Genomic DNA, 18,207 nt, shown 5'->3' with positions numbered 1-18,207 from the left:
GCTGGCGTACGCTCAGCCCACTTTTTTTCAGGCATCCACGCCCTTCATGCCCTCGTCCGTATAACGCGCGCCCGCCGCCATGCCCAGAGGAAAGGCGGCGTGCATCGCCGCCAGGTCGGCCGCGTCCAGCCGCACGGCCAGCGCGCCGAGGTTGTCATGCAGGTAGGCGATGCGCTTGGTGCCGGGGATGGGAATGATGTCATCGCCTTGCGCCAGCAGCCAGGCCAGCGCCAGCTGGGCCGGCGTGCAGCCTTTCGCGCGCGCCAGTTGCCGGACATGCGCGACGATGGCCTGGTTGCGCGCCAGGTTGTCGGCCGCGAAACGGGGATTGAACTGGCGGAAATCGCCCGCGTCGAGACTGGCCGCATCGGCGATGGCGCCCGTCAGGAAACCGCGCCCCAGCGGGCTGTAGGCAAAGAAACTGGCGCCCACGTCGCGGCAGGCGGCCAGCACGCCCTGTTCCGGTTCGCGCGTCCACAGCGAATATTCGCTCTGCACGGCCGCCACGGGGCAGAGCGCCGCCGCGCGCCGCAAGGTGGCGGCGCTCACTTCGCACAGGCCCACGGCGCGAATTTTTCCTTCTTGCCGCAGTCGCGCCAGCGCCCCCATCGATTCTTCCAGTGGCGTATCGAGGTTCAGCCGGTGCAGGTAGAACAGGTCGATGGCCTCCACGCCCAGGCGCGCCAGCGACGCCTCGCACGCCTGGCGGATGTAGGCAGGGGAATTGTCGACGCGGCGCGCATAGCTGCCCGCCTCGCGCGCCAGGCCGCACTTGGTGGCGACCAGGGCCTGGCCGCGATGGCTGGCCAAAAACCGTCCCAGCAATTGTTCGTTGTGGCCGAAGCCGTAGGCGTCGGCCGTGTCGAACAGGGTCACGCCCGCCGCCAGCGCCGCTTCCAGCGTGGCCAGCGATTGCGCCTCGTCCGTGGCACCATAAAATTCCGACATGCCCATGCAGCCCAGGCCCAGTGCCGAGCTGCTCAAGCCGCTATGGCCGATGCGTCGTTGTTGCATGTTGATCTCCATCACGTGTCAAGACGGCCAGTCTAGGCCGCGCCGGCTGGCGGGGGAATGTGCGATTTCGTGATACCTTTCTGGTATGAGACCCCTCGATACGCATGCCCTGAGCCTGTTTTGCGCCGTCGCCCGCTGCCTGAATTTCCGCCAGGCGGCGGAGCAGTTGCACATGACGCAGCCGCCCCTGTCGCGCGCCATCCGGCTGCTGGAAGAGCGGCTGGGCACGCGCTTGTTCGAGCGCGACACGCAGGGCGTGGCCCTGACGCAGGCGGGCCGCACCCTGCTGCCGCAGGCGCTGCACATCCTCGATCTGCTGGATAGCGCACAAGCGTCACTGCGGCAGGACAGCGCGCCCGCGCGCCTGCGCCTGGGCCTGACCAGTTCGGTGGAAGCGGGCCTGTTCCGCCCCCTGCTGGCGGCATTGGACAAGCAATTGGGCGCCATGCGCCTGGAACTGACGGCGGCACCGTCGCCGCGCCTGGTGGCCTCCGTGCGCAAGGGCCAGCTCGATGCTGCCCTGCTTGCGCTGCCGAGCGCCACCTTCGAGCTGGCCGTGCAGCCGCTGGCACGCCAGCCCATGATGCTGGCCCTGCCCGCAGGGCATCGGCTGGCGAAAAAGCGCAAGCTCAGTCTGAGCGACATCGCGGCAGAACCGATTTACTGGTTCGAACGGGCGCGCCAGCCCGCCTTCTTCGACCATTGCCAGCAGGTATTTCGCCGCCATGGCTTCGCGCCAGCGTTCCTGCGCGAAGCCGTGGACCACCATGTGCTGCTCAGCGATGTGGCGGCCGGCAAGGGCATGGCGCTGCTGGCCGATTCGTTCCGCGCGCTGCGCCTCGCTGGCGTGGCCTACCGGCCATTGCTGGAGGGCGAGGAGCTGGCGGCCGGCATCGGCCTGGCCTGGCGCGAAGAGCACGGCCATGCGGCCCTGCCCCTGCTGCGCCAGCTGGGACTGGAACATCTGCAAAAGTGAACGCCGCACGTGAACAGGCCAGACGCGCTACCATGACGCCTTCCCCATTTTGCGCGCCACCACGACCATGACGTTTTCCCTCAACGACGCCGCCTACGGCACCGATACCCCCGCCGCCAAGCAAGCCATGTATGCGGACCTGCGCTCGCAGCTGCAAGGCTTGCTGTCGGGCGAGAGCGACTTCATCGCCAATACAGCCAACTTCAGCTCGCTGGTCTTCCACACCATGCCGGGCCTGAACTGGGCCGGCTTTTATTTCCTGAAAGGCGAGGAACTGGTGCTGGGGCCGTTCCAGGGCAAGCCGGCCTGCATCCGCATCAAGAAGGGACGCGGCGTGTGCGGCACCACCGTGGTCGAAGGCAAGTCCATCGTCGTGCACGATGTCCATGCGTTTCCCGGCCACATCGCCTGCGACGTCAATTCCCGCTCGGAACTGGTGGTGCCCGTCTTTGCGCAGGGCCAGATCATCGGCGTGTTCGACCTCGATAGTCCCCTGGTCGGCCGCTTCGACGAGGTCGACGCGCAAGGCGTCGAATCGCTGGTGCGCGTGCTCGAAGCGGCTATCGTCGCAGAGTAATGACTCAGTTGCCGGACTTGACGGCGATGAATTCGCCCTTGCCGACCGTCGCCAGGCACGTCGTGTAGCGGCTATCGGCGCGGATGGCCTCGATAAACTGCGCCATGTCCGCGTAGTGCGAACTGGCGTTGTCGACCACCAGCACGCCGCCGGCCGCCAGCGCGCGGTCCAGCTGCGGCCACCATAGGGCGTATTGCTGGCGCGCGGAATCGAGGAAGATAAAATCGTAGGCGCCGTCCGCCGCATCACGCAGCACGTCGCCCGCGTCCGCCAGCAGCTGGCCGATCACGCCCTGCAGTTGCGCGCGCACAAAGTTGGCATGCGCCATGTCGAACTTGTCCTGCGCCTTTTCCACCGTCACCACGCTGCCGCCCAGCGAGCGCGCCGCGCGCGCCAGCCACAGGGTGGAATAGCCGTTCGAGGTGCCGATTTCCAGCACCCGACGCGCGCCGCGCGCATGCACCAGCACGGCCAGCAACTCGCCCGTGTCGCGGGTAATGTTGAGCATGCGGCTGGCGCGCTCGGCATGTTCAGCATCATTGGCCAGACCGAACGCTTCCAGTTCGTCCAGCAGGGTATCGATGGTATCGGCGCTTGCCATGATGGCTCCTTTGCAAAATACCAGCATAGCAAAAATACTACGCTGATGCGCGCCTCAATGGACGTTTCAGGGTTTGCACCATCAGCACGCCCAGCAGCGTCACGCCGCCACCGATCACATCGTAGCTGTGCAAGGTTTCACCCAGGAACAGCATGGCGATGATCACCGTGAACACGGGCAGCAGATTCATCAAGGTGGTCGCGCGGCTGGGGCCCAGCTTGGCCAGGCCATGCATCCACAAAAACGGCGCGATGATCGAGGCGGGAATGCCGGCAAACAGCACCAGCGGCAAGCCGGCGCCGGTGACGGGCGGCGCGGACTGGCTCAGGTAATACACGAACAGCACGGGCACGGCGCACCAGACCTGGATCAGCAAGGAATGCCAGTTATTCATGGGCATCTTCCAGCGCTTGAGCAGCACGCCGTAAGCCGCATACGACAGGCAAGCGAGCAGCATCAGGGCGTCGCCCACGGCCGCGCCATGGGCGAGCAGCGCGGCCGGGTCACCATGGCTGAGCAGATAGCCGAGTCCCAGCAAGGACACGATGCCGCCGAACACGCCGCCCACGGTGGGCGCCTCTTTCAACACCAGTACGGACAGGCCCACGGCCAGCAACGGCATCATCGACGCCAGGATGCCCATGTTGGTGGCCGTCGTCGTCTGCGCGGCGATGTAGGCCAGGCACTGGTACATGACCATGCCCAGCATGCCCAGCACAAACAGTTTGCCCAGATACGGCTGCACCACGGCACGCTGCTTCCAGACGGGGCGGGCAAACACGAACGCCAGCAGCACGCCGGCCAGCAGCCAGCGGTAGAACGAGATGGCGGCCGGGTCGATCACGCCGACAGCCATCTTGCTGACGATGGTATTGATCGCCCAGATCAGCACGGCAATTACGGGAAACAGATAATGCTTGGCTTTCATGCAAGTAACTCCACTATTCAATGACGGCCATTTTCGCATGGTCCGATTCCATGGATATAATGAAAACCGGACAAACGATGCGAAGAACAGGACAAGATGGCCAGCAACCAGCATTTCCCCGCCGTTTCCGACACCCTGCCCTACCCCGTGTACTTTCGCCTCGACGATTATCACGCGCACCAGCAGTTCGATTACCAGAGCCATCCCTGGGGCCAGCTCACGTATTGCTCCACGGGCGTGATGGAAATCATGGTGGCGGGCCAGCGCTACCTGTCGCCACCCCAGTACGCCGTGTGGATACCGCCCGAGACCTTGCACGACGGCTATATCCGCCAGGATGTCGTGTTTCACTCGGCCTACATCGACGCCAGCCTGTGCGACCGGCTGCCGGCGCAACCGTGCGCGCTGGTATTGAGTCCCTTGCTCAAAGCCATACTCGGTGACTTCGCCGGTCGGGGCGTCACCACGCCCGCCACCCTGGCCGACCAGCGCCTGGCGCAAGTGCTGGTCGACCAGTTGCAGCTGGCGCCGTGCAGCCGCAACTACCTGCCTGGCAGCGACGAGCCCGTCATCGCGGCGCTGCTGGCCGCCCTGCAGGCGGAGCCGGGGAGTAACCGCTCACTGGCCGAGTGGGCCGCGCAATTGCATGTAACCGAACGCACGCTGGCGCGCCGCTGCCAGCGCGAACTGGGCATGCCATTCGGCGAATGGCGCCAGCGCCAGCGCTTCCTGGCGGCCCTGCCGCTGCTGGAACAAGGCGACACCGTGCAGGCGATCGCGCTGGAACTGGGCTACAGCACGGCCTCGGCCTTCATCGCCATGTTTCGCCGCCAGAGCGGCGGCACGCCGGACCAGTTCCGCCGCGGCCTGCGCTGAAAAAGCCGGTCCGCTTTGTCATGGTTTGTCATATTGGGATGCTAAAATCCAAACATCTTTCCAGAGAGCAAAAGGACGCGCATGAACCCCAGCACCGAGACGGCCCGTGACACCCCAGGCAGCGACGATGCGCCGCAGGTGACGGAGACGACCGTGACGGCGCCAGCGCCCATCCGCCTCGACAAGGAAGACATCCCCACCGTGCTGGGCAAGCTGCGCACGCTGGTGCAGGACAAGACGCGCTTCGAGCCGCAGGACATCACGCCGCTGGGCGAGGAAGATGCCTTGCAGGATTTTTCGCTGCAGGCGAACTACGCGCTCGAAGCGCGCTTCGAACAGCGCGTCATCAATGGCTACTTCACGCCGGCGGGCAATGACTGCCGCTGTGGCTCGCATGAGGTGGGAGCGCTCGCTCACGCGCAGGAGAAGGAACGCCTGCGCCGCGCGGCGGGCAAGCTCGACAATGCCTTGCGCCAGGCGGGCCAGGCCTACAATGGGATCGAGGCGGGCGTCTACCTGCCGCACGCCGTCAAGTACTGGCACCTGGACACCTGCAACAACTGTCATGGAAAAGGCCGCATCAGCTGCCACACCTGCCACGGCTTGACCACGGAAACGTGCTGGAGCTGCCATGGCGGGCGCACCGTCAGCTGTGACGCGTATGGCTGCTACGGCAGCGGCAAGGTGTCATGCTCGTATTGCAGCGGCAGCGGCTCGGTCGCCGAGCAAGTCACCGATTACGTCACGGTGCAGGTGCCCACGACCACCTACAGCAACGGCAGCTCGCACACCAGCTACCACAGCGAAACGCGCACGCAATACCGCACCGAGCATCGCAATTGCTACCATTGCAGCTACGGCAAGGTCACGTGCAACAGCTGCCACGGTTCCGGCAACATCAATTGCGGCACTTGCCGCGCCAGCGGCAGTGTCACCTGCCGTACCTGCAGCGGCGTGGGCGACTTGCGCTGCAACCCCTGCGACGGTTCCGGCAAGGTGGGCAAGGCGGCCTGGGTCGATGTGCACGTGGCGCCCGGCTACAGCGTCAGCCTGCCCAAGCAGGCGCCCGACGACGCACGCCGCATCCGCGACAAGGAGAGCGTGCACTCACTGGCGGCCATTGCCAGCAGCCTGGCCCTGGCAAAAGTGAGCATTTACAATGAAGACCAGCCGCAGGAAGTCGACGCCCTGTATGGCGGCAAGCTGCGCATCGTGCGCCTGGACGCATCGTGCAACGCCGAAAAGCACCACCTGGTGGCGTACGGCACCGACTTGCGCTGGCTGACCCTGGACGACATCGTGGAAAAGCTGCTGCGCGGCGACCTTAAGGCGCTCAGCGACGCGCTGGCCGGCAGCGCCGACGACGGCCTGTTCTCGGCCCATGTGCAAGGGCTGTTGACGCCGCTGCGCGACGTGGCCGCCTCGGAACTGAATGCGGACGTGATCGAGTCTGTCCTCGGCGGCGACGCGGACCACGCGCACGTCGATGTCGTCTCCGCCGAATACGCGCAGAACGTGCGCACCTGCGTGCTCGGTGCCTTGCGCCAGGTCTACACGCGGCTGGCCAAGCAATTCTGGTGGAAAAGCGCGCTGGCCGCGCTGGCCGCCGCCGTCGCCACCTGGTTCTTCGCCGGACGCGGGGCCGCCGCCGTCGCCGGCCTGCTCGTCACGAGCGCCGGCTACTGGCTGTTCAACCGCAAGGTCAAAGCCGTGCTGAGCGAGGCGCTGGGCGGCGAGCAGCAAGCCGAACGCGCCATGCGCATCGCCGGCAAGGGTCGCCGCAACCAGCTGGCGCAAGTGCTGGTCCTCGCCCCGGCCAGCCTGGCCGTGCTGGCCGCCAGCTATGGCTTGCCCGTGCGCATGCGCCCCGCTGCCCCGCCGCAGCACACGGCCATGGCCTCGGCGCCCGTCGCGCCCCATGCGCCGGCCGCCGTGCCGCAGGACGCGAGCAGCACCAAGGCCGTCAAGTTGTACGAAAATGGCGACAAGGTGCAGGCACTGGCCATGCTGGAAAGCCTGGTCGGCAAGGGCGACGCCGGCGCGTATGGGCTATATGGCTGGATGCTGCTGATGGGCGAAGGCAAACCCGGCCCCGCCACCGCGCCAACGGCGCAGCAGCGCGCAGCGCGCCAGGTGGCCGCCAAGCCCCTGGTCGGCAAGGGCTTGCTGAAAAACGACAGCTATGCGCTGACGGCGAAGGGCGTGATGCTGGCCGAAGGCTGGCAAGAGCCGCGCAAGATGGCGCGCGGACTCGACTTGCTGAAACAGGCGGCCAACAAGGGCAATGCGCAAGCCATGCACTTGCTGGGCCTGTACCACGTGCGCGGCTACCAGATCCCCGTCAACCACAAGGAAGCGCGCAAATGGTTCACCCTGGCCGCCGACAAGGGCAGCGCGGGCGACATCTATAACCTGGGCTTGATGGACTGGGAAGGCGCTGGCTTGAAAAGCCCGGACCGCGCCAGCGCCATGCAGCGCTGGAAGATCGCCGCCGCCATGGGCGAGGAACGCGCCGTCAAGGCCGTCGCGCAGGGACAGCCTTAGGCGGCGGCTGCCGCCAGCGCCTGCAAGGCCATCGGGTTCGGCGTCGGCTCGGCGATTTTTGTCAGCAGGTTGCGGTCCGTGTGGTGGAACGGTTCGTCCTTGCCGCGGATCAGCATGACCGTGTCCTCGTCGTAGCCCCAGGTGCCGTCGGCGTGGATATCGACCTTGATGCGGTATTCGACGGTGGTGAACGCGTGTTCGAGGAAGGGGTTCGAGCAGATGCCGTAGGCCGTCGAATCGCGCTGGGCCACCAGTTCGAAACTGGTGGCGTCCGCCGTTGTCGTGCCCGACGCCATGGCGATCTGGCCGCGCGGGATGGCCAGGGTCTGGATCACGGCGCCCGTGGCCGGCTCCCACAGCCAGTAACCGACCTGTTCATGATACGTTTTGACCTGGTCGGGCTTGGTGATGTGGATGTAGTAGCGCAAGCCGTAGAACAGTTGCGGGCCGTTGGTGACGGGGTCGATCGGCTGCAGTTCGATGCGCTCGACGAAAGCCTGCTTGCGCGGACCGTCGGCTTTCGGCTTGACGTCCAGGCCGCGCGTGCCCGTCCAGATGCCGGCCATGCCGGTCAAGGGGCCCAGGTTGTTCAGGGTGTGCACGTCGGCGGACGGCTCGGTGTAGATATCGTCGGGAAAATCGCTCATGCGGAAGTCTTCAAAATGGGGCAACAGTGCTTGCCGCCATTGTAAGACGCAGGCCGCTATATCGGAAAGAGCGCGATGTGGCGTTCGATGAGCGAGATCAAGGCCTGGGCCAGCGCGGGGCGCTGCGCCTCGAACACGGCTGCGTCGCGCGTTTGCAGCAGGTTGGCGGCCACCTCGGGCAGCAGCAAGTCATCGGCGATCAGCCCCGCCACCGCCCCGATGTTCGCGTACAGCGCGCTGTCAAAGCCTTCCCAGTCCACGTAGGCCAGCCACTCGGCCAGCGTCACCACGCCAGCGACGGGCGGCGCCAGGGCCGCGATGCGCGCGGCACGCAGCACGCTGTCGTCGCGGATGCCTTCCTGCTGCAGCACGGCCAGCGCCACCTGCTGCAGCGCGTCCTCGGCGTCGTGCCGGTGCTGGTTCAGCAGGCGCTGCGTCAGGCTGGCGCTATCCATCGTCAGACCAGCGGATCGGTCGAACCGGTCAGGGTGAAGATTTCAAAGCCCGTTTCCGTCACGGCCAGCGAGTGCTCGAACTGCGCCGACAGCGAGCGGTCTTTCGTCACCGTCGTCCATTTGTCGGGCAAGACCTTGACCTGGTAGCTGCCCACGTTAAGCATCGGTTCGATCGTGAAAATCATGCCCGGTTCGAGCACGATGCCCGTGCCGGCGCGGCCATAGTGCAGCACTTGCGGCGTGTCGTGGAAGACCTGGCCCACGCCATGGCCGCAGAAGTCGCGCACGGAAGAAAAACCCTGCGCCTTGGCCACCGCCTCGATGGCGGCGCCCACGTCGCCCAAAGTGGCGCCCGGGCGCACGGTGTGGATGCCGGCCATCATGGCGTCATACGCCGTGTTGACGAGGCGGTTGGCGAGGATGGAGACGGCGCCCACCTTGAAGGTGCGGCTGGTGTCGCCAAACCAGCCCTGGAACTTCGGCGTCACGTCGATGTTCAGGATGTCGCCCACTTTCAGGATTTTCGTTTCCGACGGGATGCCGTGCGTGACCACGTGATTGACGGAGATGCAGCTGGCGTGCTTGTAGCCGTGGTAGTCGATGGTGCCGGGGATGGCGCCGGCGGCGCGCATGAATTCTTCGCACAGGGCGTCGAGTTTGGCCGTCGAGACGCCGGGTTTGACGAACGGCGCGATGTAGTCGAGCGTGTCGGCGGCGATGCGGCCGGCCGCGCGCATGCCGATGAAGCCTTCTTCGTCGTGCAGGGGGATTTTCTTGCCGTGTTCAAGCTGGGTGGAATAGCGCATGGATATCTTCTTGGTTAATGTGATGTGGAATGCAAGGCCCAGCCGCGCACGGCGTCGTGCGAGGCGCGCAGCATGGCGTCGACGCTGGCCGGTATCGGCCGCTCCTGGGTCAGGTAAGGCTTGACGACGGCCACCGGGGCGTCGATCAGCACGAATTTGAGCAGCATGTGATCGAGGTCCAGCTGCGTGGTGGCGGGCATGGCTTCGGCGCAGCGCACGAAGCAGGCGTCGAGCGCCGCCTGCTCCTCTTCCACCGCGGCCAGCAAGTCCTCGCTGAGGCCACTGCTGAAATCGGGGCTGTCCGCGCATTGCAGCAGGAAGCGCGCATACACGGGCTTGCGCCGGCACCAGTCCAGCAAGCCGTGCACGCCGGCCCAGGTATCGCCGCCGAGCCAGCGGCTGGCCACTTCCTCGCGGAAGTCGCTTTTCACGCGCAGCCAGGCGCGCGCCAGGATGGCGTTGCGCGAGTCGAAGCGGTGATACACGGAACCGATGGGCGCACCGGCCTTGACGGCGATGGCGGCCATCGACACGGCACCCACGCCGCACTGGGCGGCGACGGCAATCGCGCTGTCGATGAAGTTGTTTTCGTTGAATTTGGCGAGTCTGACCATTCAAATAGAATACAGATTCTATTTGAATCCGTCAAGCGGCCCCAGATGCACCGACAAGAGATGCCGCGCTGCCTTACAATGGTATGCACGAACCGCTACAAGGAGAATCCGCTTGCTTACGCCCCCCTTCATCGCCTCCTCCCGCTTCGACGATCCACGCCTGGCTTTGGCCCAGGTGCAAGCCATTTACCGCAGCAGCATCGAACACCTGCGCGATGCGCTGCAGCGCTTTGTCGCCGGCGAAGACATGCACGAAAGAGTGCGCGCCTGCTACCCCTTCGTGCGCATCCAGACCGACACCGTGGCGCGCGCCGACTCGCCGCTGGCCTACGGCTTTGTCGCCGGTCCCGGCGTATTTGAAACCACCCTGACGCGCCCCGACCTGTTCGGCGACTATTATCTCGACCAGTTCACCCTGCTGCTGAAAAACCATAACAGCGGCCAGAATGTCCACCTGGAAGTGGGCGTGAGCGCCCAACCCATCCCCGTGCATTTCTCGTTCGCCGAACATGACCATATCGAAGGCAATATGGATGCGGGCCGCCGCCTGGCCATGCGCGACCTGTTCGACCTGCCCGACCTGTCGGCCATGGACGACGGCATCGCCAACGGCACGCACGAACCGGCGCATGGCGAAGCGCAGCCGCTGGCCCTGTTCACGGGACCGCGCGTCGATTACTCGCTGCAGCGCCTGCGCCACTACAGCGGCACCTCGCCGCAGCATTTCCAGAACTTCGTCCTGTTCACCAACTACCAGTTCTACATCGACGAATTCATCCGCCTGGGCCACGCCATGATGGACCGCGCGCCCGATGCTGCCGTGCCCTCGGACGACGACGGCTACATCGCCTTCGTCGAACCGGGCAACGTGGTCACGCGCCGGGTCGGCCAGACCGTGGAAAGCGACGATGCGCTGGGCGCCGCGCCGCCGCGCCTGCCGCAGATGCCCGCCTACCACCTGCTGCGCGCCGATGGCAGCGGCATCACCATGGTCAATATCGGCGTGGGACCGGCGAACGCCAAGACCATCACCGACCACATCGCCGTGCTGCGCCCGCACGCCTGGCTGATGCTCGGTCATTGCGCCGGCCTGCGCACCACGCAAAGCCTGGGCGACTACGTGCTGGCGCATGCGTATGTGCGCGAAGACCACGTGCTCGACGAAGACTTGCCGCTGTGGGTGCCGATCCCGCCGCTGGCGGAAATCCAGCAGGCGCTGCAAACGGCGGTGGCGGAAATCACCCAGCTGACGGGGCATGACTTGAAACACATCATGCGCACGGGGACGGTGGCCAGCACGGACAACCGCAACTGGGAACTGCTGCCGCAGCGCACGCCGGAACGCCGCTTCAGCCAGAGCCGCGCCATCGCGCTGGACATGGAAAGCGCGACGATCGCCGCCAACGGCTTCCGCTTCCGCGTGCCGTATGGCACCCTGCTGTGCGTGAGCGACAAGCCGCTGCACGGCGAAATCAAGCTGCCCGGCATGGCCAACCACTTCTACCGCGAACGGGTCGACCAGCATCTGCGCATCGGCATCCGCGCCGTGGAACTGCTGCGCCGCCAGGGCGTGGACCGGCTGCACAGCCGCAAATTGCGCAGCTTTGCGGAAGTGGCGTTTCAGTAAGCGTGCATCAAGGGAAAAAGCGAGGATCGTAGCTCCACCGCCGGACGGTGCTGGCGGTGACCGCCGCGGCATCGGCATGGCGGGGATTGAGCAAGACATTGTATTCGTCGGGCACGATCACGGAAGGCACCAGCAGCAAGGCGGATTTCCCCGCTGCAATCCAGCCATCGCCGGCCCGCTTGCCCGCCAGGCCGGCCGGTATGGCGTCCCAGCCACCGGGAAATGGATCGAGTACCTGGCGCGCATTCCATACGCCATCGGGAATGGCGATACGTACCAGGTAACGGTTGAACGGCAGGCCGCCACCGCGCAGGTAATGCACGGTTTCCAGGGTGGCCAGGGCGATACTCGTCGAGCAATACACGATGGGGGCGCCCTTGCTGTTCCAGCGGCCGCCCGTGATCCTCGCGCCGGTGCCGCTCAGGTCACTGGCGGGATAGGCTGGCGTCTCGACGGCAATACGCCAGAGCACATTCATGCATAGGCTCCGCTCTGCGTCATGGACAGCAATTCCGCCACCAGTTTTTGTCCCTCGAAGGTATCCATGTAGCTGGCCGGCGTTGCGCCCGCCAGCGCAGGCAGCGGCTTGCTCAGCCAATCGGAGACCCAGCGCGCCGCGTCAAAGCCGGCAGGATCGCCCGATTGTTCGACCATCGCCTGCACCATGCCGATCAGGGTTTCAATCCCCAGCACGCGTTCCGACTCATCCTTCGACAGCAAGCTGGCGTCTTTCTCCTTGCGGCTGATGGTGGCGCGCGACAACCCCAGGCTGGACAACAGAAATTCCTTGCTCATGCCCATGCGCGCGGACAAGCGGCTGATCGTCGAAGCTGGAATGCCTCGCCGTATCAGCGCAATGCGCGCATCAGTATCGAAACCGTACAGCGCCATGCCTTCGTACAGCGTCCTCGCTTGCTGGGCCGGGACGGGAGCATCAATGTGCCGTTCCATAGCCACCTCCTTTAAGACGGTAGTATAGCTCAAATGAGGCAAATCACAATGAAAGCACGCGGTCAAAAAAAATGCCGCCCAGCGCAAGCTGAACGGCATGAGCGGCGGCACTGCACCGCATTCCAGGGTGTTTATTACAGGAAGCGATCCAAAATTTTCCGCGTCGTCTTGTCGATATTGAACATGTCGCGTATCAAAAAGTGAATGCCGTGGTTATCGGCGATCAGCAGCGACGCGGCGCCGATGCGGCGGATGTCTTCCTCGCCCTTCAGCACGAATTGCGTCTCGCCCCGGTCCGTATCGACATGCCAGGTGCACGGCGTGGCGAAGCTGGAAACGCTTTTCACGCGCGCGATCTCGGGCATGAATTCGCGCCCTTCCAGCTCTTCCTGCAGCAGGCTGCGCGCCGGCTCCGGCAAGGTGTCGAGGCGCTCGATCCACGCCACTTCCTTGCCATTGCCCAGCACCAGCGAAATGCCTTCGTCGGGCGACTGGATGGGGAAGGCGCGCACGGGTGCCACGCCTTCAAAGACCTGGCCGTCGTCGGCCGTCATCACCAGCTTGCCGAAGGGGTCGCGGCTTAATGTAAAAGTTGTACTGGCCATGCTTATTCCTTGTCATCCAGGGCGAGTTCGTTGTTGCGCGCCTGTGCTTCGTAGAGGCGGAAATAGGCGCCCTCTTTCGCCATCAGTTCATCGTGACTGCCCACTTCGACGACCTGGCCGCGATCCAGCACCACCAGGCGGTCGGCCCGGTGCAAGGTCGACAGCCTGTGCGCGATGGCGATCGTCGTGCGGCCCTGCACCAGGTTGTCCAGCGCCTTCTGGATCTCTTTTTCCGTTTCCGAATCGACCGACGATGTCGCTTCATCCATGATCAGGATGCGCGGGTCGATCAGCAGCGCGCGGGCGATCGAGATGCGCTGGCGTTCGCCGCCGGACAAGCCCTGGCCCCGCTCGCCCACCATCGAATCGTAGCCTTGCGGCAGGCGCAGGATGAATTCGTGGGCATGCGCGGCGCGCGCGGCGGCGATGATCTCCTGGCGCGTCGCGTGCGGCTTGCCGTAGGCGATATTTTCCGCGATGGTGCCGAAGAACAGGAACGGCTCCTGCAGCACCAGGCCGATGTTGCGGCGGTAGTCGGACACGGCGAACGAGCGGATATCGACGCCGTCGAGCAAAATCGCCCCTTCCGACACGTCATAGAAGCGGCAGATCAGGTTGACCAGCGTACTCTTGCCCGAACCGCTGTGCCCCACCAGGCCAATCATCTCGCCCGCCTTGATGTTCAAGGTGATGCCGCGGTTGACGGCCCGGTTGCCATAGCGGAAACCGACTTCGCGCAAATCGATCCTGCCTTCGATCTTCTCCAGTTTCACGGGTTGCGCCGGCTCCGGCACGCTCGACACGTGGTCGAGGATGTCGAAGATGCGCTTGGCGGCGGACGCCGATTTCTGCGTCACGGAGACGATGCGGCTCATCGAGTCGAGGCGGCCATAGAAGCGCGTGCTGTAGGCGATGAAGGCGGTCAGCACGCCGACGGTGATTTCGCCGCGCGACAATTGCCAGATGCCGAAGCACCAGATGACCAGCAAACCCATCTCCGTCAGGAACGAGACGGTGGGCGAGAACAGCGACCAGACCTTGTTCAACTTGTCGTTGACGGCCAGGTTGTGCGCATTGGCGTCGCGGAAGCGGGCCGCTTCGCGCTTTTCCTGCGCAAATGCCTTCACCACGCGAATGCCGGGTATCGTATCGGCCAGCACGTTGGTCACTTCGCTCCACACGCGGTCGATCTTTTCAAAGCCCGTGCGCAAGCGGTCGCGCACCAGGTGGATCATCCAGGCGATGAAGGGCAGCGGCGCCAGGGTCATGATGGCCAGCCACGGGTTCATCGACCACAGGATCACGCCCGTCATGATGATCATCAGCACGTCGGAGGCGAAATCGAGCAGATGCAGCGAGAGGAAGACGCAAATGCGGTCGCTGCCACTGCCGATGCGCGACATCAGGTCGCCCGTGCGCTTGCCGCCGAAAAATTCCAGCGACAGCTTCATCAGGTGTTCATATGTGGCCGAACGCAAATCGGCGCCCATGCGTTCGGACACCAGGGCCAGCACATAGGTCTTGCCCCAGCCCAGCAGCCAGGCCAGCAGGGCCGAACCGAGCAGGCCGCTCATGTAGTACACCACCAGCCACGGGTCGATGTGCTTGCCGTTTTGATACGGGATCAGCACATTGTCCATCAGCGGCGCCGTCAGGTAGGGCGGAATCATGTGCGCGGCGGTGCTCAGCAGCATCAGCATGAAGCCCAGCGCCAGCTGGCCACGGTAAGGGTGGGCGAAGCGCCACAGGCGGAACAGGGTCCAGGTCGATGGCGGCGTGTACAGCACCTTGGCGCAGATCGGGCACTCTTCCTGCTCCGGCGCCAAAGGCGCCTTGCAACTCGGACACACTTCCTGCTCCGCTTGCAGCACGGGCTGGCCCGTCAGGTGGCTGTCGAGGCGCTCGACGAACTGTTCCAGCACGCGGATCGCATGCAGGTTCTGGCCCAGGGTGAAGCGCCACGCCGCCAGGCGGCCGTGGTCATCGAACAGTTCCAGGTGGCCGACACCGGCGTGGTCGTGGTGCGCCAGGCGCAATCCAGGGCGGAAAGACCAGCTTTTCCAGTCGCTATCGCCCGGTGAACGGGCCAGCAAACGCTTCTCGGTGACAACAATTATGCCTTTTGTGAAACGTAATCGCGCATCGAGGTCAACCTCAACGCTACTTAAAACGTTCTCCCCTGGAGAAAGCTTGCTCTCCACCTCCACCAGCCAGGCTTCTGCTACCGGCGCCGGCAGCGAGGTGAGGGGAATAGTTGTTGCAGGAACACTCGTTTCAGTTGTCATCGTAAAGCATACTCCGGCTCGAGGCCAAGCCCTTCAGGGCGGGATTTGGGGGATGGGGCAGACGCCCGATCAATGTTTGTGTACTGCGCGATGGCGAGGTAGATGCACCAGTGGCAATTTCCTGTATTGTATCGAATGGATGCCTGCCGGTAAGGAATGATGGCAAAACGGCGCAAAAAAATGCGCGGCCATCGACCCGCGACAAGTATACAACAGCGCGCTGTTGCGCAAATGCTCCAGCTTGGCCCGGAGTCGGTATCTTTATAACAAGTACAGCAACAATTAGTAACAATTAGAATGACAACAGCAGCAGAATACGAGAAGCAAACGCGACAGGAGGCCGCTAAAAGTGGCACACTGCGCATACCCGGGATAAAGAACCAAGCACGAGCCTGAAAAGACTCTGTAGAGCCACCATAAAGTATCTGGCGCCCAGACGCCTGGCTTGTTATCAAGAAACCACTTACATGATCAAGAAGAAGAACATCGAATTTGCCCGCGTCACCCACTTGCGCGGCCCCAACATCTGGACGTATCGCCCGGTGATTGAAGCCTGGGTCGACATCGGCGAACTGGAAGACTATCCATCCAATACCCTGCCCGGCCTGTACGAGCGTCTGGTGGCATGGCTGCCCGGCATGATCGAACACCGCTGCGGCGTGGGCGAGCGGGGCGGCTTTTTCGAGCGCCTGCGCGAAGGCACCTGGTCGGCGCACATCCTCGAACACGTGGTGCTGGAATTGCAAAACCTGGCAGGCATGCGCACCGGCTTCGGCCAGACGCGCTCGACCAGCCAGCGCGGCGTCTACAAGATGGCTTTCCGCACGCGTGAAGAGCACGTGGGCCGCGCCGCCCTGGCCGCCGCGCGCGAACTGCTGATGGCCGCCATCAACGATGAAGCCTACGACCTGGAAGCGGCCCTGGCGCCCCTGCGCGACATGGTCGATGCGCGCTGCCTGGGCCCGAGCACGGCCAGCATCGTCGATGCGGCCACCGAGCGCGGCATCCCTTCGCTGCGCCTGAACGACGGCAACCTGGTGCAACTGGGCCACGGCGCCGCGCAGCGCCGCATCTGGACGGCCGAAACGGACCGCACCAGCGCGATTGCCGAAGGCATCGCCAGCGACAAGGACCTGACCAAATTCCTGCTCAAATCGTGCGGCGTGCGCGTCCCTGAAGGCAGCCTGGTGCGCAGCGCCGAAGCGGCCTGGGAAGAAGCGCAAGACATCGGCGTGCCTGTCGTCGTGAAACCGTATGACGGCAACCATGGCCGCGGCGTGTCGCTCAACCTGATGACGGAAAGCGATGTGAAAGCAGCCTACGAACTGGCCGCGCGCAAGGGCGACAGCTCGGCCGTGCTGGTGGAAAGCTTCATCACGGGCGACGAACACCGCCTGCTGGTGGTCGGCAACAAGCTGATCGCGGCCGCCAAGGGCGAATCCTTGTGGGTCGACGGCGACGGCGTCTCCACCGTGCTGGAACTGGTCAACACGCAGATCAATACCGACCCGCGCCGCGGCGAAGGCGAAGATTTTCCATTGGGTACCGTCAAGCCGCACGAATCGGGCGAAATCATCCTCGAACTGCAGCGCCAGGGCATGACCGCCCTGTCCGTGCCGCAGGCCGGCCAGAAAGTGCTGATCCAGCCGAACGGCAACGTGGCCATCGACGTCACGGACGACGTGCATCCGTCCGTCGTGCATGCGGCGCTGCTGGCCGCGCGCGTCGTGGGCCTCGATATCGCCGGCATCGACCTGGTCACCACCGACATCACGCGTCCTTTGGCAGAGCAGCGCGGCGCCATCATCGAAGTCAATGCCAGTCCCGGCCTGCTGGCGCACATCAAGCCGGGCGTGGGCCAACCCCGCCCTGTCGGCGCGGCCATCGTCGACCACCTGTTCGCCGCCGAGGAAACGGGCCGTATTCCGCTGATCGGCGTGACGGGCACGCGCGGCGCCAGCCTGATCGTGCGCATGCTGTGCAAACTGCTCAACCTGTCGGGCCTGCACACGGGCGCCGTCTGCAGCGAAGGCATGTACCTCGACCAGCGCCGTGTCGTCAGCAGCGATTGCGTGAACTGGGACGCGGGCCAGCGCCTGCTGCTCAACCGCACCGTGCAGACGGCCCTGTTCGAGAGCAATCCACGCATGATCCTGGCCGAAGGCCTGGCCTATGACAAGTGCCAGATCGGCATCGTCACCGACATGGGCAGTGTAGAGAGCGTCAAGGATTTCGACGTGCTCGACGAAGCGGGCCTGTACAAGGCCGTGCGTAGCCAGGTCGACGTGGTGGTGCCGACGGGCGTGGCCGTGCTCAACGCCGCCAACGCCCACGTGCTGGAGCTGGCCGCACTGTGCGACGGCACGGTGACCCTGTATGCGCAGGATGGCAGCTTGCCGGCCATCGCGGCGCAACTGGCCGCCGGCCAGCGCGCCGTGTTCGTGCGCGGCAACCACATCGTGCTGGCCGAAGGCGGCATCGAAACGGTCTTGCTGTGCCTGGACCTGCTGAAACCGGCCACGGCCGGCAATGTCGACAGCGTGCTGGCCGTGGCGGCCGCCGCCTGGGCCTTGAACCTGCCCGTCGACCTCATTTGCGCGGGTTTGCGCACGTTTGACGCCGCACCCGGCTGCATCGGCAACTAAGAGCACAGGCAAAGCAGCACTCAAGCCCGGCTACGGCCGGGCCCACAAGAACACAA

The 18,207-nt window shown here is 64.7% G+C and carries 17 protein-coding genes; 6 read left to right on the top strand and 11 right to left on the bottom strand.

The window, feature by feature from the left end; genetic code table 11:
* Window positions 1-27: 27 nt before the first annotated feature.
* Complete coding sequence (locus ACP7DW_RS13360; RefSeq protein WP_426055547.1) at window positions 28-1,014, bottom strand: aldo/keto reductase; 987 nt, start codon at window positions 1,012-1,014, stop codon at window positions 28-30.
* Window positions 1,015-1,099: 85 nt separating this feature from the next.
* Here ACP7DW_RS13360 and ACP7DW_RS13355 point away from each other — a divergent pair, with 85 nt between their 5' ends.
* Entirely contained in the window at window positions 1,100-1,990 is an 891-nt protein-coding gene (locus tag ACP7DW_RS13355) for a LysR family transcriptional regulator (RefSeq protein WP_426055548.1), read from the top strand.
* A gap of 67 nt (window positions 1,991-2,057) precedes the next feature.
* On the top strand, window positions 2,058-2,567 hold the full coding sequence (locus tag ACP7DW_RS13350; protein WP_426055549.1) for a GAF domain-containing protein: 510 nt from the start codon (window positions 2,058-2,060) through the stop codon (window positions 2,565-2,567).
* A 4-nt stretch (window positions 2,568-2,571) separates the two neighbouring features.
* Here the strand turns inward: ACP7DW_RS13350 and ACP7DW_RS13345 are convergent, their stop codons facing one another.
* Together ACP7DW_RS13345 and ACP7DW_RS13340 are read right to left on the bottom strand one after the other, a co-directional pair.
* Window positions 2,572-3,168: an O-methyltransferase gene (locus ACP7DW_RS13345; protein ID WP_426055550.1), complete on the bottom strand. Its 597-nt coding sequence runs from the start codon at window positions 3,166-3,168 to the stop codon at window positions 2,572-2,574.
* Between the two features lie 37 nt (window positions 3,169-3,205).
* Entirely contained in the window at window positions 3,206-4,096 is an 891-nt protein-coding gene (locus tag ACP7DW_RS13340) for a DMT family transporter (protein ID WP_426055551.1), read from the bottom strand.
* A gap of 96 nt (window positions 4,097-4,192) precedes the next feature.
* Here ACP7DW_RS13340 and ACP7DW_RS13335 point away from each other — a divergent pair, with 96 nt between their 5' ends.
* Both ACP7DW_RS13335 and ACP7DW_RS13330 read left to right on the top strand, forming a co-directional pair.
* Window positions 4,193-4,972 carry an AraC family transcriptional regulator gene (locus ACP7DW_RS13335; protein WP_426055552.1) on the top strand — a complete coding sequence of 260 codons (780 nt, stop codon included), beginning with the start codon at window positions 4,193-4,195 and terminating at the stop codon, window positions 4,970-4,972.
* 81 nt (window positions 4,973-5,053) lie between these two features.
* Window positions 5,054-7,516 carry a hypothetical protein gene (locus ACP7DW_RS13330; protein ID WP_426055553.1) on the top strand — a complete coding sequence of 821 codons (2,463 nt, stop codon included), beginning with the start codon at window positions 5,054-5,056 and terminating at the stop codon, window positions 7,514-7,516.
* Here the strand turns inward: ACP7DW_RS13330 and ACP7DW_RS13325 are convergent.
* The 4 genes from ACP7DW_RS13325 to ACP7DW_RS13310 are packed head-to-tail and all read right to left on the bottom strand — an operon-like array spanning window position 7,513 to window position 10,038.
* A complete protein-coding gene (locus ACP7DW_RS13325) occupies window positions 7,513-8,163 on the bottom strand; it encodes an FABP family protein (RefSeq protein WP_426055554.1) in 651 nt (216 codons plus the stop codon). The genes ACP7DW_RS13330 and ACP7DW_RS13325 overlap by 4 nt on opposite strands.
* A gap of 56 nt (window positions 8,164-8,219) precedes the next feature.
* A complete protein-coding gene (locus tag ACP7DW_RS13320; protein WP_426055555.1) occupies window positions 8,220-8,618 on the bottom strand; it encodes a hypothetical protein in 399 nt (132 codons plus the stop codon).
* A 2-nt stretch (window positions 8,619-8,620) separates the two neighbouring features.
* Window positions 8,621-9,424 (bottom strand): type I methionyl aminopeptidase, encoded by an 804-nt coding sequence (gene map / locus ACP7DW_RS13315; protein WP_071076071.1) that lies wholly within the window; start codon window positions 9,422-9,424, stop codon window positions 8,621-8,623.
* A gap of 14 nt (window positions 9,425-9,438) precedes the next feature.
* Window positions 9,439-10,038: a TetR/AcrR family transcriptional regulator gene (locus ACP7DW_RS13310; RefSeq protein WP_426055556.1), complete on the bottom strand. Its 600-nt coding sequence runs from the start codon at window positions 10,036-10,038 to the stop codon at window positions 9,439-9,441.
* A gap of 112 nt (window positions 10,039-10,150) precedes the next feature.
* Here ACP7DW_RS13310 and ACP7DW_RS13305 point away from each other — a divergent pair, with 112 nt between their 5' ends.
* A complete protein-coding gene (locus ACP7DW_RS13305; protein ID WP_426055557.1) occupies window positions 10,151-11,665 on the top strand; it encodes an AMP nucleosidase in 1,515 nt (504 codons plus the stop codon).
* Window positions 11,666-11,672: 7 nt separating this feature from the next.
* On the opposite strand, the gene ACP7DW_RS13300 is transcribed toward ACP7DW_RS13305, so the two are convergent.
* The 4 genes from ACP7DW_RS13300 to ACP7DW_RS13285 all read right to left on the bottom strand — a co-directional run bounded on the left by ACP7DW_RS13300 (window position 11,673) and on the right by ACP7DW_RS13285 (window position 15,506).
* A complete protein-coding gene (locus tag ACP7DW_RS13300; RefSeq protein ID WP_426055558.1) occupies window positions 11,673-12,143 on the bottom strand; it encodes an RES family NAD+ phosphorylase in 471 nt (156 codons plus the stop codon).
* Window positions 12,140-12,616, bottom strand: a complete 477-nt coding sequence (locus ACP7DW_RS13295) for an antitoxin Xre-like helix-turn-helix domain-containing protein (protein ID WP_233516225.1) — start codon at window positions 12,614-12,616, stop codon at window positions 12,140-12,142. The genes ACP7DW_RS13300 and ACP7DW_RS13295 overlap by 4 nt, the downstream gene beginning before the upstream one ends.
* A 134-nt stretch (window positions 12,617-12,750) precedes the next feature.
* On the bottom strand, window positions 12,751-13,221 hold the full coding sequence (locus ACP7DW_RS13290) for a DUF1854 domain-containing protein (protein WP_426055559.1): 471 nt from the start codon (window positions 13,219-13,221) through the stop codon (window positions 12,751-12,753).
* Between the two features lie 2 nt (window positions 13,222-13,223).
* Window positions 13,224-15,506, bottom strand: coding sequence for an ABC transporter ATP-binding protein (locus ACP7DW_RS13285; protein ID WP_426055560.1), 2,283 nt, complete (start codon window positions 15,504-15,506; stop codon window positions 13,224-13,226).
* A gap of 467 nt (window positions 15,507-15,973) precedes the next feature.
* Between ACP7DW_RS13285 and cphA the strand changes: the two genes are divergently transcribed.
* Complete coding sequence (gene cphA, locus ACP7DW_RS13280; RefSeq protein WP_426055561.1) at window positions 15,974-18,151, top strand: cyanophycin synthetase; 2,178 nt, start codon at window positions 15,974-15,976, stop codon at window positions 18,149-18,151.
* The last annotated feature ends 56 nt before the right edge of the window (window positions 18,152-18,207 follow it).

This window comes from Janthinobacterium sp. PSRC1-1 (assembly GCF_049897525.1).
GTDB classification, from domain to species: Bacteria; Pseudomonadota; Gammaproteobacteria; order Burkholderiales; family Burkholderiaceae_D; genus Janthinobacterium; species Janthinobacterium tructae.
Note: the sequence above shows the minus strand (reverse complement) of the source record. Positions and strands in the feature narration are given on the sequence as shown.

Coding starts and splice junctions, on each gene's coding strand:
- ACP7DW_RS13360 (WP_426055547.1), bottom strand. CDS start 1,014: ATGCAACAACGACGCATCGGCCATAGCGGCTTGAGCAGCTCGGCACTG.
- ACP7DW_RS13355 (WP_426055548.1), top strand. CDS start 1,100: ATGAGACCCCTCGATACGCATGCCCTGAGCCTGTTTTGCGCCGTCGCC.
- ACP7DW_RS13350 (WP_426055549.1), top strand. CDS start 2,058: ATGACGTTTTCCCTCAACGACGCCGCCTACGGCACCGATACCCCCGCC.
- ACP7DW_RS13345 (WP_426055550.1), bottom strand. CDS start 3,168: ATGGCAAGCGCCGATACCATCGATACCCTGCTGGACGAACTGGAAGCG.
- ACP7DW_RS13340 (WP_426055551.1), bottom strand. CDS start 4,096: ATGAAAGCCAAGCATTATCTGTTTCCCGTAATTGCCGTGCTGATCTGG.
- ACP7DW_RS13335 (WP_426055552.1), top strand. CDS start 4,193: ATGGCCAGCAACCAGCATTTCCCCGCCGTTTCCGACACCCTGCCCTAC.
- ACP7DW_RS13330 (WP_426055553.1), top strand. CDS start 5,054: ATGAACCCCAGCACCGAGACGGCCCGTGACACCCCAGGCAGCGACGAT.
- ACP7DW_RS13325 (WP_426055554.1), bottom strand. CDS start 8,163: ATGAGCGATTTTCCCGACGATATCTACACCGAGCCGTCCGCCGACGTG.
- ACP7DW_RS13320 (WP_426055555.1), bottom strand. CDS start 8,618: ATGGATAGCGCCAGCCTGACGCAGCGCCTGCTGAACCAGCACCGGCAC.
- map (WP_071076071.1), bottom strand. CDS start 9,424: ATGCGCTATTCCACCCAGCTTGAACACGGCAAGAAAATCCCCCTGCAC.
- ACP7DW_RS13310 (WP_426055556.1), bottom strand. CDS start 10,038: ATGGTCAGACTCGCCAAATTCAACGAAAACAACTTCATCGACAGCGCG.
- ACP7DW_RS13300 (WP_426055558.1), bottom strand. CDS start 12,143: ATGAATGTGCTCTGGCGTATTGCCGTCGAGACGCCAGCCTATCCCGCC.
- ACP7DW_RS13295 (WP_233516225.1), bottom strand. CDS start 12,616: ATGGAACGGCACATTGATGCTCCCGTCCCGGCCCAGCAAGCGAGGACG.
- ACP7DW_RS13290 (WP_426055559.1), bottom strand. CDS start 13,221: ATGGCCAGTACAACTTTTACATTAAGCCGCGACCCCTTCGGCAAGCTG.
- ACP7DW_RS13285 (WP_426055560.1), bottom strand. CDS start 15,506: ATGACAACTGAAACGAGTGTTCCTGCAACAACTATTCCCCTCACCTCG.
- cphA (WP_426055561.1), top strand. CDS start 15,974: ATGATCAAGAAGAAGAACATCGAATTTGCCCGCGTCACCCACTTGCGC.